Origin of the sequence: Gordonia sp. (in: high G+C Gram-positive bacteria) (assembly GCF_047602025.1) — a bacterium.
Lineage (GTDB): Bacteria > Actinomycetota > Actinomycetes > Mycobacteriales > Mycobacteriaceae > Gordonia.
This window is the reverse complement of the sequence record NZ_JASGII010000001.1, coordinates 1,478,649-1,493,669: the sequence shown is the minus strand read 5'-3', so window position 1 is coordinate 1,493,669 and position 15,021 is coordinate 1,478,649. Positions and strand designations below refer to the sequence as shown.

At 69.2% G+C, this 15,021-nt stretch carries 10 protein-coding genes and 1 pseudogene; 2 read left to right on the top strand and 9 right to left on the bottom strand.

The window, feature by feature from the left end:
* Positions 1-25: 25 nt before the first annotated feature.
* Positions 26-775, top strand: a complete 750-nt coding sequence (locus QM728_RS07420; RefSeq protein WP_415031389.1) for a TetR/AcrR family transcriptional regulator — start codon at positions 26-28, stop codon at positions 773-775.
* Positions 775-3,129: an ATP-binding cassette domain-containing protein gene (locus tag QM728_RS07415; protein WP_415031388.1), complete on the top strand. Its 2,355-nt coding sequence runs from the start codon at positions 775-777 to the stop codon at positions 3,127-3,129. Before QM728_RS07420 ends, QM728_RS07415 begins: the two co-directional genes overlap by 1 nt.
* Before the next feature lie 5 nt (positions 3,130-3,134).
* On the opposite strand, the gene QM728_RS07410 is transcribed toward QM728_RS07415, so the two are convergent.
* From QM728_RS07410 to QM728_RS07370, 9 genes and pseudogenes are all read right to left on the bottom strand, one after another.
* On the bottom strand, positions 3,135-4,628 hold the full coding sequence (locus tag QM728_RS07410) for a flavin-containing monooxygenase (protein WP_415031387.1): 1,494 nt from the start codon (positions 4,626-4,628) through the stop codon (positions 3,135-3,137).
* Entirely contained in the window at positions 4,625-5,548 is a 924-nt protein-coding gene (locus tag QM728_RS07405) for a ferritin-like domain-containing protein (protein WP_415031386.1), read from the bottom strand. The genes QM728_RS07410 and QM728_RS07405 overlap by 4 nt, the downstream gene beginning before the upstream one ends.
* Positions 5,549-5,569: 21 nt before the next feature.
* Complete coding sequence (locus QM728_RS07400; RefSeq protein ID WP_415031385.1) at positions 5,570-6,418, bottom strand: SDR family NAD(P)-dependent oxidoreductase; 849 nt, start codon at positions 6,416-6,418, stop codon at positions 5,570-5,572.
* A 63-nt stretch (positions 6,419-6,481) separates the two neighbouring features.
* Positions 6,482-7,289, bottom strand: a pseudogene (locus QM728_RS07395) (SDR family oxidoreductase).
* Positions 7,290-7,299: 10 nt separating this feature from the next.
* Positions 7,300-9,558 carry a SulP family inorganic anion transporter gene (locus QM728_RS07390; protein ID WP_415031384.1) on the bottom strand — a complete coding sequence of 753 codons (2,259 nt, stop codon included), beginning with the start codon at positions 9,556-9,558 and terminating at the stop codon, positions 7,300-7,302.
* A gap of 193 nt (positions 9,559-9,751) precedes the next feature.
* Positions 9,752-12,607 carry a phosphoenolpyruvate carboxylase gene (gene ppc, locus QM728_RS07385; RefSeq protein WP_415031383.1) on the bottom strand — a complete coding sequence of 952 codons (2,856 nt, stop codon included), beginning with the start codon at positions 12,605-12,607 and terminating at the stop codon, positions 9,752-9,754.
* A 66-nt stretch (positions 12,608-12,673) separates the two neighbouring features.
* Positions 12,674-12,913 (bottom strand): preprotein translocase subunit SecG, encoded by a 240-nt coding sequence (secG, locus tag QM728_RS07380; protein WP_415031382.1) that lies wholly within the window; start codon positions 12,911-12,913, stop codon positions 12,674-12,676.
* 77 nt (positions 12,914-12,990) lie between these two features.
* On the bottom strand, positions 12,991-13,782 hold the full coding sequence (gene tpiA / locus QM728_RS07375) for a triose-phosphate isomerase (RefSeq protein ID WP_415031381.1): 792 nt from the start codon (positions 13,780-13,782) through the stop codon (positions 12,991-12,993).
* Positions 13,775-15,001, bottom strand: a complete 1,227-nt coding sequence (locus tag QM728_RS07370; protein WP_415031380.1) for a phosphoglycerate kinase — start codon at positions 14,999-15,001, stop codon at positions 13,775-13,777. The genes tpiA and QM728_RS07370 overlap by 8 nt, the downstream gene beginning before the upstream one ends.
* Positions 15,002-15,021 lie beyond the last annotated feature (20 nt).

The window sequence follows — 15,021 nt, the reverse complement described above, 5'->3', positions numbered from 1 at the left end:
CGCGGGATGAGGAAGGACGACAGTCATGGACACCATCGATCTGTTGTGGCGCAACGAGGTGCCGTCGAACAAGCGCGGCCGACCGCCCAAGTACTCCCCCGACGACGTCGTCGACGCGGCGATCGCCGTCGCCGATCGCACGGGATCGTCGTTCTCCCTGCGGGACGTGGCGGCGCAGCTCGGCACCCCCGTGATGTCGCTCTACTCCTACGTCGAGAGCCGGGAGCAGCTCCTCGAGCTCATGGCCGACGTGGTCCGCGCGGAAATGGCGCTCTCCTCCCCCGCCGGTGACTGGCGTAGCAGTCTTGTCGCGATCGCCGACGACAACCTCGCACTGTTCCGAGCACACCCCTGGCTCGCCGACCTCGAATCGGAACGGGCGACCCTGGGGCCGGGCACCCTCGCCAAGTACGAACACGAACTTGAAGCAGTCGAGGCCTTCGACCTCGACGACGTCGAGAAGGATGCGATCCTGACCCTCCTGCACGACTTCGCGCGCGCCAGTGCGCGTGCGCAGAACCATGCCCGGCAGGAGCGCGCCGAGGAAGACCCGCAGGAATGGTGGGAGCGCGAGGGCGCGAAGCTCGCGGTCCTCGGCATCGAGGCCCGCTTCCCCCTCGCCTCGCGGGTGGGTGCCGCCGCGGGCGAGGCCCAGGGCGCCGCCAACAACGCCGACACCGCGTACCGATTCGGGCTCCAGACGATCCTCGACGGCGTCGCCGCCCGACTCGCCGCCACCGCCACGACCACCGCCGACGAAGAGGGCCGCCACTGATGACCATCACCGAATGCCACCCCGCCGACTCCCACGACGTCATCCGCGTCGTCGGCGCCCGGGTGAACAACCTGCGCGACGTCAGCGTCGACCTGCCCAAGCGACGACTCACCGTGTTCACCGGGGTGTCCGGCTCCGGCAAGAGCTCCCTGGTGTTCGGCACCGTCGCCGCCGAGTCCCAGCGCCTGGTGAACGAGACCTACAGCGCCTTCGTCCAGGGCTTCATGCCGTCGCTGGCCCGTCCCGACGTCGACGTCCTCGACGGCCTCACGACCGCCATCATCGTCGACCAGGAGCGCATCGGCGGCAATCCGCGCTCGACCGTCGGCACCATCACCGACGTCAACGCCATGCTGCGAATCCTGTTCAGCCGCCTGTCGACCCCGCACATCGGGGCGTCCAACGCCTTCTCCTTCAACGTGCCGTCCGTCGAGGGCAGCGGGCAGGCCGAGACCGCCAGCGGCAAGAAGACCTCGAAGACGTTCAACGTCCTCGGCGGCATGTGCCCGCGCTGCGAGGGCATGGGCACCGTCGCCGAGATGGACGTGCGGGAGCTGTACGACGACACCAAATCCTTGAACGACGGCGCGCTGACCATCCCGGGGTTCACCCCCGACGGCTGGTACGGCCGCACTTACGCCAAGAGCGGCTACTTCGATCCGGACAAGCCGATCAAGGACTTCACCGACGACGAGCTGGCCGACCTGCTGCACAAGGAACCGACTCGCATCAAGGTGGACGGCATCAACGTCACGTACGAGGGGCTGATGCCGCGGATCCAGAAGTCCATGTTGTCGAAGGACATCGACTCGGTCCAACCCCACATCCGCGCCTTCCTGCAGCGGGCCGTCACCCAGTCGACGTGCCCGGAATGCGACGGCACCCGCCTCGCGCAGCCCGCCCGCACCGCGACCATCGACGGGGTCAGCATCGCCGACGTCTGCCGCTACCAGATCACCGACGTCGCGACCTGGCTGCGCACCGTCGACGAGCCCTCCGTCGCCCCGCTCATGGAGAACCTGCGCGCCGCCGTCGACTCCTTCGTCGAGATCGGGCTCGGCTACCTCAACCTGGAGCGCCCCACCGGAACCCTCTCCGGCGGCGAGGCCCAGCGGATCAAGATGATTCGGCACCTCGGCTCATCGCTCACCGACATCACCTACGTCTTCGACGAGCCGACCGTCGGGCTCCACCCGCACGACATCGCCCGCATGAACGACCTGCTGATCCGGCTGCGGGACAAGGGCAACACGGTGCTGGTCGTCGAGCACAAACCGGAGGTGATCGCTATTGCCGACCACGTCATCGACCTGGGTCCGCGGGCCGGTTCGGCGGGCGGCCAGATCTGCTACGAGGGCGATGTGGCCGGGCTCGAGTCCGCCGACACCCTCACCGGGCGGCACCTGCACGACCGGGCGGCGCTCAAGGAGTCGGTGCGGGCGCCGTCGGGCTCCCTGCCGATCCGCGGCGCACACGAGAACAACCTGCGGGGCGTGGACGTCGACATCCCGCTGGGCATGCTCGTCGCCATCACCGGTGTCGCCGGCTCGGGCAAGAGCTCGCTGATCCACGGCTCGGTGTCGGGGCGCGAGGAGGTCGTCGCCATCGACCAGACGGCCATCCGCGGTTCACGGCGCAGCAATCCCGCCACGTACACCGGGCTGCTCGACCCGATCCGCAAGGCGTTCGCGAAGGCGAACGGGGTGAAACCGGCGTTGTTCAGCGCGAATTCCGAAGGCGCCTGCCCCGCCTGCAAGGGTGCCGGGGTCATCTACACGGACCTGGTGACGATGGCCGGTGTGGCCACCCCCTGCGAGGACTGCGGCGGCAAGCGGTTCAGCCCCGACGTCCTCGACTACCACCTGGGCGGCAAAGACATCAGCGAGGTGCTGGCGATGCCCGTCGACCAGGCGCGGGCCTTCTTCACCGACGGCGACGCCCGCACGCCGGCCGCGGCCAAGATCCTCGACCGCCTGGTCGACGTGGGCCTGGGCTACATCACCCTGGGCCAGCCGCTCACCACCCTGTCCGGGGGCGAGCGGCAACGACTGAAGCTGGCCACCGCGATGGCCGACAAGGCCGACGTCTACGTGCTGGACGAGCCGACCACGGGCCTGCACCTCGCCGACGTCCAGCAGTTGCTGGGCATGCTGGACCGACTCGTCGACGCCGGGAAGTCGGTGATCGTGATCGAACACCACCAGGGCGTCATGGCGCACGCCGACTGGATCATCGACCTCGGTCCGGGCGCCGGTCACGACGGCGGGCAGATCGTCTTCGAGGGCACGCCCCGCGACATGGTCGCGGCAGCGGACACGCTGACCGGCAAACACCTCGCCGACTATGTCGGGTGAGACCGCTAGACCGTTGCCGCGCTCAGCGCCGGTTCGTCGACCAGGATGCGGAAGTCGCGCAGGTCGACCCTGCGCATCTGGTTGACGAACTGCGTGGCGAATCCGGGGAACATGGTGGCGTTGTAGCCGTCGGAGGTCAGGTACCAGCTCTGGCAGCCCGAATTCCAGGTGGTGCGCCGCAGCCGCTTCTGGATGTCGGCGTTGAACGCCTCCTGTGCCTCCCGGCGGACGTCGAGGGCTTTCCACCCACCGCGCTCGACCATGCCGATCGCCTCGGTGATGAATTCGATCTGCGCCTCGAGGTACACCAGCGCCGAGTTGTGGCCGGGGCCCGAGTTGGGGCCGAAGGTGAAGTACAGGTTCGGGTAGCCGGACACGGCGACGCTGCGGTACGCCTGGGCTCCCCCGCTCCACTCGTCGGCGAGCACGCGTCCGTCGACGCCGGTCACCGGATACGGCGTGCCCTGCTTGGCGACGGCGAACCCGGTCGCGTAGACGATGCAGTCGACCTGGTGCTCGATGCCCTCCACGGTGCGCACCCCCTTCGGTGCGATCCGGGCGATCGGCCACGTCACGAGTTTGGCGTTCTTCGCCTGCAGCGCCGGGTAGTAGTCGCTGGTCATCAGCAGGCGCTTGCATCCGGCGGAGAAGTCCGGCGTGAGCTGTCGGCGCAGCCACGGATCGCGCACCTGCAGGCGCAGGTGCAGCCTGGCGATGGCCTCCACGACGCGGGTCAGCGGCGTGTCCCAGACGACGCCGAGCGCCATCGTCTCGTGTCCGCCGTACCAGAGGGCGCGGGCGAGCCGTTGGGCGCCGGGGACGCGGCGGTAGACGCCCTTCGCGAACTCACCGGTCTCCAGGTTCACCCGCGGCAGCACCCAGCCGGGCGTGCGTTGGAAGACCTTGACCGACGCGGCCCGTTTGACCAGCTCGGGGACGATCTGGACCGCGCTCGCTCCGGTCCCGATGACGGCGACCTTCTTGCCGGTGAAGTCGTAGTCGTGGTCCCAGGCGGCGCTGTGGATCGCCGTACCGGCAAAGTCGGCCACGCCGGGGATGTCGGGCAGCGCCGGCGTCGACAGCGGGCCGGAGGCGACGATGACCGAGCGGGCGCGCACCGGCTCCTGCTCGGCGAAGGTGAGGGTCCACTCCCCCGTCGGGACGTCGTACGTCAGACCGGTGACCGTGCGGCCGAATTCGATGCGGTCGATGACGCCGTGGTCCGCGGCGACCTTGTCGATGTAGTCCAGGATCTCGGCGCTGCCGGAGTACGTCTGCGACCACTCGGGGTTGCGCGCGAAGCTGTACGAGTAGAGCTGCGACGGGATGTCGCAGGCCGCGCCCGGGTAGGTGTTGTCGCGCCAGGTGCCGCCGATGCGGGTGTCGCGCTCGAAGACGGTGACATCCTCGACACCGGCTTGCCGCAGGCGGATGGCGGCGCCGATCCCAGCGAAACCGGCGCCGATGACGGCGACCGCGAGGGGCCCGTCGGTGCTCATGCGACCGGCTCGTACGTGAGCTCGGTCGACCAGGTGGGCGTTTTGTGGACCAGGCCGAACGGGATCTTCTCGGTGACCTTGACCAGGCCGTCGGCCAGCAGGTGGTACGGGACGGCGTTGCGGTTGACCACCCAGCCGCCGTGGCGCGAGATCAACTGGAACATCGGCAGCCGACGGACGTACTTGCTGCGCTCGCCGACCGAGCGGTACCGCTCGATGGCCTTGTAGAGCTTCTGCTCGTCGACTCCCATCGCCACGATGTTGTCGCGCATCTTGTTGAGCAGCGGCAGGTAGCTCAGCGTGCCGATCAGCAGCGACGGGTTGACCCAACCGCCGATGAAGTCGGCGGCCAGTTTGCGGGCCCCGGCGTGGCCGAGGATGTCCATCACCTCGTAGTCGACGGCCAGGTGACGCGACTCGTCGTTGTTGATGTTCCGGAAGACCTCCTGCGCGACCGGGTCCTTCACCTCGTCGGTGATGAACTTGATCAGCGCGCCGTCCAGGGCGACCTCCAACATCGGGATGACCGTGCCCAGGAACGACAGCGACATTCCGTCCGCGTGTTTGTCGAGCCAGTTGATGACCAGCTGGACGTTGACGTTGGGCGACGGGATCTCGTCGCCGTCGAGCATGCCCCACCGGCGCATCAGCGCCAGCTCGGCGTTGGCGTGCTTCTGCTCCTCGGCGTGGAAGTGCTCGTAGATGCTCTTGAGTGTGGGGGTCGGCGCCTTCTTGGCCATGGCGGCGAACCCGCGGGCGCCCACGTTCTCGATCCACATCAGGTCGGAGAGGAAGGGCTTGAGCTTGGCGTGCAGCTCGGGCTCGATCAGCTCGGCGCCGGGGGCTTCCCAGTCGATGTCGGCCAGCGCCCACTGCTTCGCCTTGATCACGCGCAGCGTGTTGTCCAGATCCAGGGCCATGATCGTCCTTCGGTTGTGGGTTTACTGCGGCAGCACACGGTTGAGCAGCCCCGCGCCCCATGCGTACTGGGCGGGGAAATGTCGTTTCAGGTGCCACACGACGTTGGCATCGAACTGCGGCACGACGTAGAGCTTGCCGAGGTCGTTGGCGTCGAGGGTCTCGCGCGCGACCGCGTCAGGCGACACACCGGTCCACTTCATCAGGCGGTCGGCCAATCCGCGCGCACCGGCGGTGATGCGGCCGTCCTTGGCGACGTTGGTCTTGACGAACGTCGGGCAGAGGACGGTGACGGCCACCGGCGTGCCGCTGAGTTCGGCGGCCAGCGTCTCCGACAGCGACATGACTCCCGCCTTGGAGACGTTGTAGGGGCCCATCACCGGTGCAGCAGCGAACCCGGCGGCGGAGGCGACGTTGATGATGCCGCCGTGGCCCGCCTCGCGGACCAGCGGCGCGAAGATCTCACAGCCGTGGACGACGCCCCACAGGTTGATGCCCAGGGCCCAGTCCCAGTCGTCGAATCCGATCTCGCCGACCTGGTGGCCGCCGATGCCGACGCCGGCGTTGTTGATGACGAGCGTCGGCGGACCGTCGAAGAGTTTGCGGGCGGTCGTCGCCAGGGCCTGCACCTGGGAGCGGTCGGCGACGTCGCACGTGTGCGGGTCGGCGCGCCCGCCGGACGCCCTGATCAGGTCGACTGTCTCGGCGGCCCGCTCCCCGTCGATGTCGGCGCAGAGGACGTGCCCGCCCCGGCGCGCCAATTCGAGGGCGAACGCCCGGCCGATGCCGCTGCCGGCACCCGTGACGACCGCCTTCGCGTCATGACTCCGGCGGCGGCGCAGAAGCCGTATCCGAGCGGCATCGAGGACCATGCGGATCAGTCTATGCCATTGGTCAATGGCAACGTCGACCTTGGCCCGCGCTCCGCGCCGAGCTCAGCGCTTGAGGCCGTGGCGGCGCGCCACCATCGACGTGACCACGCCGCGCGGCACCAAGCGCCGCAGGGTGAACACCAGCGGAGCGTTGGAGCCGACGGCGTAGAACTCGCGCGGCTTGTCGGCTTCGATCGCCTTGACGATGGTGTTGGCGACCTTGGCGGGCGGGATCCCGGCCTGTTCGTTCGCGTCGAGGTGGGCGATCATCGTGTCGTAGTCGTCGCGGTACCGAGTCGTCGGCGATGTAGTGGGTGCGCCGCTCCCCGATCCCCGTCGCGATCGACCCGGGTTCGACGTGCGCGACCCATACGCCGAACGGTGAGAGCTCCTGCCGCGCCGACAGGGCGAAGCCCTTGAGCGCGGCCTTGGCGGCGCTGTAGGACCCGCGGTGGGCCAACGGGAAGCTCGCCAGCATCGACCCGACGGTGATGATCCGGCCGTAGCCCTGGGCACGCATGTGCGGCAGCAGGCGCTGGGTGAGCTGCACCGCCCCGAACACGTTGGTCTGGAACAACCGGTCCACGGCGTCGTCGGGCAGCTCCTCGAGCGGCCCCGACTGGCTCTCCCCCGCGTTGTGCACGACGATGTCGACATCGCCAACGGCGTCGGCACAAGCCTGGATCGAGGCACGATCGGCCAGGTCGAGCGCCGCGTATTCGACGCCGGGGACGCGATCGGCGTCGGCGATCTTCGCCGGGTTCCGGCTCGTGCCGATGACCCGGTAGCCCCGATCGACCAGTTCCCGCGCGACGGCCAGCCCGATCCCCGACGATGCGCCGGTGACCAGCGCGGTGCGTTTGCCTGTCATAGCGGGCAGGCTACTCGGCGGCCGCCGCATCCTTGGCGCTGACCGCCGCGGTCAGGTTCAGATCGTGGTCGTGGAGCTGCTGGATCGTGCTGCCGTGCCCCGTGATCGACGAGATCGAACTGGTGCCGATCTCGATGACCTTCGCGGTGCCGATGTCGAAGAAGATCCCGGCCACGGCCACCTCCCGGTCCTGCTGTGCCCGCAGGATCGTCGGGTGCGAGCGCAGGCGCTCGACCTGGACCGCGACGTTAACCATGGCCAGCTGGTCGACCTCCGGGTAACCGGCCTCGCGCGCCGCCTCCCCGACGGGGTGGCCCGCCCGGAAGCGGCCCACGCTCTGCTGGCCGTGGGCCAACCAGCGGTCGATGCTCGGCAGGCCCGCCTGGCCGGACAGGAGCCCGGCCATCGCACCGCAGGCGGAGTGGCCGCAGACGACGATCGTCTCGACGTTCAACACCTCGACGGCGAACTCGAGGGCCGCATCGACGGAGATGCCGTCGTGCTCGGGCACCAGGTTGCCGACGTTGCGGACCGTGAACAGGTCGCCCGGCCCGCTGCCGGTGATGACGTTCGGCACGATGCGCGAATCGACGCAGGTGAGGAAGAAGGCTTCCGGGTCCTGGCCGGTGCGCAGTTCGTTGAGGTGCGGGCGCAACAGGTGCGCGTGGCCCCGGTTGTAGTTGGCGATTCCGCTGGCCAGCGACGAATCCTCGGAACTGCGCCAGGGTGCGAAGATGTCGTCGAGGGTGGCCCGACCCAGGCTGCGCTGCGGCGGCTGGGTGGCCGCGGTGCTCATCTTGGCCTCGCCGATCTCGATGAAGTGGACGGTGCCGCCGGTGGCCCGGTGCTGGCGCGCCCAGTCGTCGATGGTCTCGAAAGCCGCGTGGTCGAGGAAGTCGACGGTCATCTCGACGGTCACCGGGACGCCGGCCGGGATCTTGTTCAGGCTGGCCGACAGCTTCGGCAGCGAAAGGAAGGTCGCCGACCCGTCGATCTTCACCTCCCACTGGTCGGAGTCGGGCACCTGGTCGACCTCGACGGCGACCCGGATCACGCGCCAGATCAACAGCACCGCCGCGACCGCGAGGCCCAGGAGCACGCCCTCGAGGAGGTTGAGGAAGATCACGCCGAGGACGGTGACGACGTAGACCAGCAGATCGCCGGTGCGGTGGGCCAGCTTCACGTGCGAGATCTTCACGAGCTGCGTGCCGATCACCACCAGGAGGCCGGCGAGCGCGGCGAGCGGGATCTTCTCCACCAGGGAGACCAGCGACGCGGAGAAGACCAGGATCCACACGCCGTGCAGGATCGCGGAGGCGCGGGTGCGGGCGCCGGCGAGGACGTTCGTCGAGCTGCGGACGATGACGCCGGTGATGGGCAGGCCGCCGACGAGGCCGGAGAGCACGTTCGCCGAGCCCTGGCCGATCATCTCGCGGTCGAAGTTGGTGCGGGCGCCGGTGTGCATCTTGTCCACGGCGACCGCCGACAGCAGGCTCTCGACGCTGGCGATCAAGCAGATGGTGATGACGGCCAGCACCAGCGCACCCCAGTTGCCGCTTGGCAGCTCGGGCAGGCCGATCGAGTCGAACAACGAGCCGTCGATGTTGACGCGCTTGATGTCGTCGGGACCGGCCAGCGAGACGACCGTCGCGATGATGATGGCCACCAGGGCGGCCGGCACGACGCGGACCTTCGCGGGCAGATAGTTCCAGCCGAACATGATGGCGACGACCAGGGCGCCCAGTGCCGCCGCCCACAGGTGCAGGTGCGCGATCTGGCCGGGCAGTTCGATGAGGTTCTTCCACGCCGTGCTGTGCGAGGTGCCGCCCAGCAGGACGTGCATCTGCTGCAGGGCGATGGTGATGCCGATTCCGGCGAGCATCGCGTGGACGACCACGGGTGCGACGGCCAGGGCGGCGCGCGCGACCCGGCTCAGGCCGATCAGGATCTGCAGGATGCCGGCCGCGGCGACGATGCCGCACGTCACCTTGAAGCCGAACGTGTCGATCGACTCCGCGACGACGACGGTGAGGCCCGCCGCCGGGCCGCTGACCTGCACCGCGGAGCCGCCGAGGGCGCCGGCGACGATGCCGCCGATAACGGCGGCGATCAGTCCGGCCGCCACCGGCGCGCCGGACGCGATGGCGATGCCGAGCGAGAGCGGCAGCGCGACCAGGAACACGACGACGGAGGCCGGCAGGTCGTAGCGGGCGGCGTCGCGCAAACGCGTCGCCAGGGGCGGTGTGGCGGTTGGGGCTGAGGTGGCCATGGTCTCCCTGAACGTCTGTGGTGCACGCGGCACTTCCCGGAACTACGGCGGCGCGACGCTGCACCGACGGCCTGGGTATTACGTTTCCACAGTAATACTAAAGACTTAGTAAAGCCCAAGAGAAGCGTCGGGCGCGTCGGGTAATACCCCTCACAGCCGCACCACGGCAGTGGGCTGCGCCGCAGTCCGCCGCTTAACCGCTGTTGCGCAGCGCGGTGGCCAGGCCGTTCATCGTGAGCAGGATGCCGCGGCGCACCTCCCGACTGTCCTCGCCGGCGCGATAGCGCTTGAGGAATTCGACCTGCAGCAGGTTGAGCGGCTCCAGATACGGGTACCGGTTGTAGACCGAGCGCTTGAGCGCCGGGTTGTCGGCGAGCAGGTCGTCGGACTCGGTGATCGCCGCGTGCATCGCGATGGTCAACTCGTGCTCGGCGACGATACGGCCGAAGACCCGCTCGCGCAGCTCGGGATCGGGCACGAGCTGTGAGTACCGGTGCGCCACGCCCATGTCGGATTTCGCCAGCACCTGGGCCATGTTCGACATCACGCTCGTGAAGAAGGGCCACCGGCGGTTGTAGTCGCGCAGCGTCTCAAGACGCTCGGCGTCGTCCCCGATCCACTCGGCGAAGGCCGTGCCGGTCCCATACCAACCGGGCAACATCACCCGCGACTGGCTCCACGACAGCACCCACGGGATGGCGCGCAGATCGGAGATCTCCTTGGTCTGCTTGCGGGCCGCGGGACGACTGCCAATGTTGAGCTCGCCGATCTCCGACAGCGGCGTCGAGGTCGTGAAGTACTCGACGAAACCCGGCGTCCGGTGCACGAGGTCGCCGTAGGCGGTGCGGGCGCGCGCGGCGAGGTCGTCGAGGATCTCGTAGGCGTGCTCGGAGTCGTCCCCCAGGCCCTCGACGTCGAGCAGCGACGACTCGATCGTGGCGGCGAGGATCGTCTCGAGGTTGCGGTGGGCCGAGACCGGTTCGGCGTACTTGGCGGCGATGATCTCGCCCTGTTCGGTGATGCGCAGCGAGCCCTGCACGGCGCCGGGCGGCTGCGCCAGGATCGCCTCGTAGCTCGGGCCGCCGCCGCGGCCCACGGTGCCGCCCCGACCGTGGAACAACCGCAGCCGCACCTTGGCCTTCTTCGCGGCCTCGACCAGGTCCAGCTCGGCGCGATACAGCGCCCAGTTCGCGGCGAGGTAGCCGCCGTCCTTGTTCGAGTCGGAATAGCCGAGCATGACTTCCTGCATGCCGCCCTGACCGTCGACGATCTGCCGGTACAGCGGGACGTCGAGCGCGGCGAGGATCGTCGCGGCTCCCTGCTGCAGGTCCTCGATGGTCTCGAAGAGCGGCACGACGCGCAGCCGGCAACTCGCCCGCTCTCCCCCGCCGGCGTCGTACAGGCCGGCCTCCTTGAGGAGGATCAGTGCTTCGAGCATGTCGCTGACCGACGTGCACATGCTGATCACATAGTTGGGCACGGCCTCGGGGCCGAAGGTGGCGACCGCGGTGGCCGCCGCGCGCACGATGGCCAGTTCCTTGTCGGCGAGTTCACCGAGCTCGGCCCCCGGCCCGGCGAGCGGTCGGCGCGAGCGCAGGTCGGCGGTCAGGAGTTCGACGCGCGCCGGCTCGTCCAGCGAGGCGTAGTCCGGATGGACGCCGGCCCAGGCCAGCAGCTCGCCGACCACCGTCTCGTGCACCTCGGAGTTCTGCCGCATGTCCAGGCCGGACAGGTTGAAGCCGAACGCGAGGGCGCTCTCCCGGACGCGCAGCAGGTGGTCGTCGGCGATCTCGTCGTCGCCGTTCGCGCGCAACGCCGCGTCGAGGACGTCGAGGTCGGCGCGGAAGGCCTCCTTGTCCCGGTAGCCGTCAGCGGCGGTCGGACCGCCCGCCTCGGCCGGCACCAGGTACGGCAGCGACCCGCCTTCGTCGCCGAGGCGGTCGAGCGCGGTGGCGGACAGTCGTGCCCGGATCACGCGGAGCGCGCGCCGGAAGGGTTCGTCCGGGGTGCCGACGGTGGCCTGGTCGGCCAGTGCCGCCAACTCCGGCGTCACCGTCACCAGGCGCTCGGACATGCTTAGCTCGCGGTAGAGCTCTTCCAACTGTTCCAGGTGGTGGGCGAAGGCGAGTCGCGCCGCGGACGACGTCGCGGTCGTCATCACGTCACCGGTGACGAAGGGGTTGCCGTCCCGGTCGCCACCGATCCACGAGCCCATCCGGATCATCGGCGCGTGTGCCAGCCCCGCCTTCGGGTACGCCGCGCACAGCGCCGCCCGGGTCTCGGTGTTGATCCGGGGAACGACGTCGAAGAAGGTGGCGTCGTAGTAGCGCAGGCCGGCGGCGATCTCGTCGCGGATGGACAGTCGCTCGAGCCGGATGAGGGCGGTCTGCCACATGGTGAGGATCTGGCGTCGGATCGCCGCGAGCGTCGCCGCGTCCTCGGCCGGCGTCAGCTCGGTGCGACGGCGCAGCCGCATCAGTTCGGTGATCCGGTTCTGGGCCTCGAAGATGGTGCGCCGCCGCGTCTCGGTCGGGTGCGCGGTGATGACGGGCACGACCGTGCAGTCGGCCAGCTCGGCTCCGACGCGCGCGTCGGTGAGTTTCGCGTCGGCGAGCTTGGCGTAGGTGGCCGCCAAGCTGCTGTTCTGCGGCCGGTCGCCGGCGCGCAGATGAATCTCCCGGCGGCGTTCGCGGTGCAAGTCCTCGGCGAGGTTCGCCAAGAGGCCGAAGAGGGAGAATGCGCGGGCCACCGGCAGGAGTTCGTCGGCCGGCTGGCCGTCGTAGCGCTCCGCGAGCCGGTCGCGGTCCATCTCGCTCTCGCGGATGTCGAAGGCGGCCTGGCGGGAACCCTCGACGAGGTTGAAGGTGGAGCTGCCGGAGTGTTCGCGGATGATGTCGCCGAGCATCCCGCCCAACAGGCGGATGTCCTCGCGCAGCGGCTCGGTCAGCGCCCGATCGGTCTTGTCGACCTCCAGCCGATCGACGACGGAGGTGTCGGGCCGCCACAGCGGCGACTGAACGGGAACGACGGGAGCGGGGTCGGCGGCCATGGCTCCGAGTATCCCCGAGCGGGGGCCGGACGGCACGGCGAGTCGGCGGTGGGCCCGCCGCGGCGACTATTTCTGGGCGAACCTGATGTAGAGCTCCATGCCCACGATGAGCAGGAACCACAGGCCGCCGACGGCGATGGTCAGGCGGTCGAGGTTGCGCTCGACGACGCTGGAGCCGGACAGGCTGGACTGCACGCCGCCGCCGAACAGCGATGACAGGCCGCCGCCCTTGCCGCGGTGCAGCAAGACCAGGACCACCAGCAAGAGGCTGGTGATGGCGATACCGATCTGAAGCGCGAGTTGCACGGTCGTCTGGTCCTTCTACTACGGGAGTCGAGTGGCCGCCGGGGCCATCGAAGAGTGTACGCGAACGAGCGGGGCGGTTACGGGAGCGGGCCGCCGGCGGCGATCGCCGACAGCGTTGCGAACTCCTCCGCCTTGAGCGAGGCACCGCCGACGAGGGCTCCGTCGACGTCGGTCTGTGCGATGAGGTCGCCGATGTTCTTGGCGTTGACCGAGCCGCCGTACAGCACGCGGATCTCTTCGGCGACGGCCTCGTCGGCCAGTTCGGCGATGGTGGCGCGCACCGCGGCGCACACCTCCTGGGCATCGTCGGCGCTGGCGACGCGGCCGGTGCCGATGGCCCACACCGGCTCGTACGCGATGACCGTCTTGGCGATCTCCGCCGCCGACAGACCGGCCAACGACCCCTTGAGCTGGGCGACGTTGAAGGCGATGTGCTCCCCCGCCTCCCGGACCTCGAGGCCCTCGCCGATGCAGACGATCGGGGTGAGCTGGTGGCGCAGCGCGGCCTTGGTCTTGGCGAGCACGACCTCGTCGGTCTCGTTGTGGTACGTGCGGCGCTCGGAGTGCCCGACGACGACGTATGTGCAGCCCAGCTTGGTCAGGAACGCGCCGCTGATCTCGCCGGTGTAGGCACCAGAGTCGTGCTCGGACAGGTCCTGGGCGCCGTAGGTGAGCAGCAGTTTGTCGCCGTCGACGATGGTCTGCACGCTGCGGATGTCGGTGAACGGCGGGATCACCGTCACGTCGACCTTGTCGTAGTACTTGTTCGGCAGGCGGAAGTCGATGTTCTGCACCAGGGCGATCGCCTCGAGGTGCGTCATGTTCATCTTCCAGTTGCCGGCGATCAGCGGCTTGCGACCATCAGACATTGTTCGGCGCCTCCAGGACGGTCAACCCGGGCAGTTCCTTGCCCTCGAGGTACTCCAGCGACGCACCGCCACCGGTGGAGATGTGCGAGAAGTCCTCGTCCGGGATGCCCAGGGCGCGGACCGCGGCGGCCGAATCGCCACCGCCGACCACGGTGAACGCGCCGTCGGCGGTCGTCGCGGCGATGGCCTCGGCGACACCCTTGGTGCCGGCGGCGAACTTCTTGAACTCGAACACGCCCGACGGGCCGTTCCAGAACACCGTCTTGGCCGCCGACAGCGCCGCGGCGAATCGCTTCACCGACTCCGGGCCGATGTCCAGGCCCATCCAACCGTCCGGGATCTGGTCGGCGGGGACGGTCTTCGACTCGGCGTCGGCGGCGAACTTGTCAGCCACGACGACGTCGACGGGGAGGCGGATCACGTCGGCGAACCGTTCGAGCAGGCTCTTGCAGACGTCGATCTGGTCCTCTTGCAGCAGCGAGGTGCCGACCCCGAAGCCCTGGGCGGCGATAAACGTGAACGCCATGCCGCCGCCGATGACCAGGGTGTCCACCTTCGGTGCCAGCGCTTCGATGACGCCGAGCTTGTCGGAGACCTTCGATCCGCCGAGCACGACCGCGTACGGCCGCGCCGGGTCCTCGGTGAGCTTGGACAGCACCTGCACCTCGGTGTGCACCAGGTCGCCGGCATAGTGCGGCAGCAACTTGGCGACGTCGTAGACCGATGCCTGCTTGCGGTGCACCACGCCGAAGCCGTCGGAGACGAACGCTCCGTTCACCCCGGTCAGCTCGGCGAGGTCCTTGGCGAGGGCTTCGCGCTCGGCGTCGTCCTTGCTGGTCTCGCGCGGGTCGAACCGGATGTTCTCCAGCAGGAGGACGTCACCGTCGGTCAGTCCCTCGGCACGGGCCAGAGCGTCCGAGCCGACGACATCGGCGGCGAGCTGGACGTTGCGGCCCAACTCCTCCCCCAGTCGCTTGGCCACCGGGGCGAGCGAGAGCTTCGGATCCGGCTCCCCCTTGGGGCGACCCAGATGGGCGGTGACGATGACCCCCGCACCCGCCTCGGCGAGCTTGCGGATGGTCGGCGCCGACGCCACGATGCGGCCCGGGTCGGTGATGTTGCCGTCGTCATCGAGCGGGACATTGAGATCCGAGCGCACCAGCACGATGCGTCCGGACACCCCGGTCTCCAACAGGTCGGCGAGAGAGGGCACGGCCATGCGAGGACTCCTCGGAGTTC

Coding starts and splice junctions, on each gene's coding strand:
- QM728_RS07370 (WP_415031380.1), bottom strand. CDS start 15,001: ATGGCCGTGCCCTCTCTCGCCGACCTGTTGGAGACCGGGGTGTCCGGA.
- QM728_RS07415 (WP_415031388.1), top strand. CDS start 775: ATGACCATCACCGAATGCCACCCCGCCGACTCCCACGACGTCATCCGC.
- QM728_RS07420 (WP_415031389.1), top strand. CDS start 26: ATGGACACCATCGATCTGTTGTGGCGCAACGAGGTGCCGTCGAACAAG.
- QM728_RS07410 (WP_415031387.1), bottom strand. CDS start 4,628: ATGAGCACCGACGGGCCCCTCGCGGTCGCCGTCATCGGCGCCGGTTTC.
- QM728_RS07390 (WP_415031384.1), bottom strand. CDS start 9,558: ATGGCCACCTCAGCCCCAACCGCCACACCGCCCCTGGCGACGCGTTTG.
- QM728_RS07405 (WP_415031386.1), bottom strand. CDS start 5,548: ATGGCCCTGGATCTGGACAACACGCTGCGCGTGATCAAGGCGAAGCAG.
- ppc (WP_415031383.1), bottom strand. CDS start 12,607: ATGGCCGCCGACCCCGCTCCCGTCGTTCCCGTTCAGTCGCCGCTGTGG.
- tpiA (WP_415031381.1), bottom strand. CDS start 13,782: ATGTCTGATGGTCGCAAGCCGCTGATCGCCGGCAACTGGAAGATGAAC.
- QM728_RS07400 (WP_415031385.1), bottom strand. CDS start 6,418: ATGGTCCTCGATGCCGCTCGGATACGGCTTCTGCGCCGCCGCCGGAGT.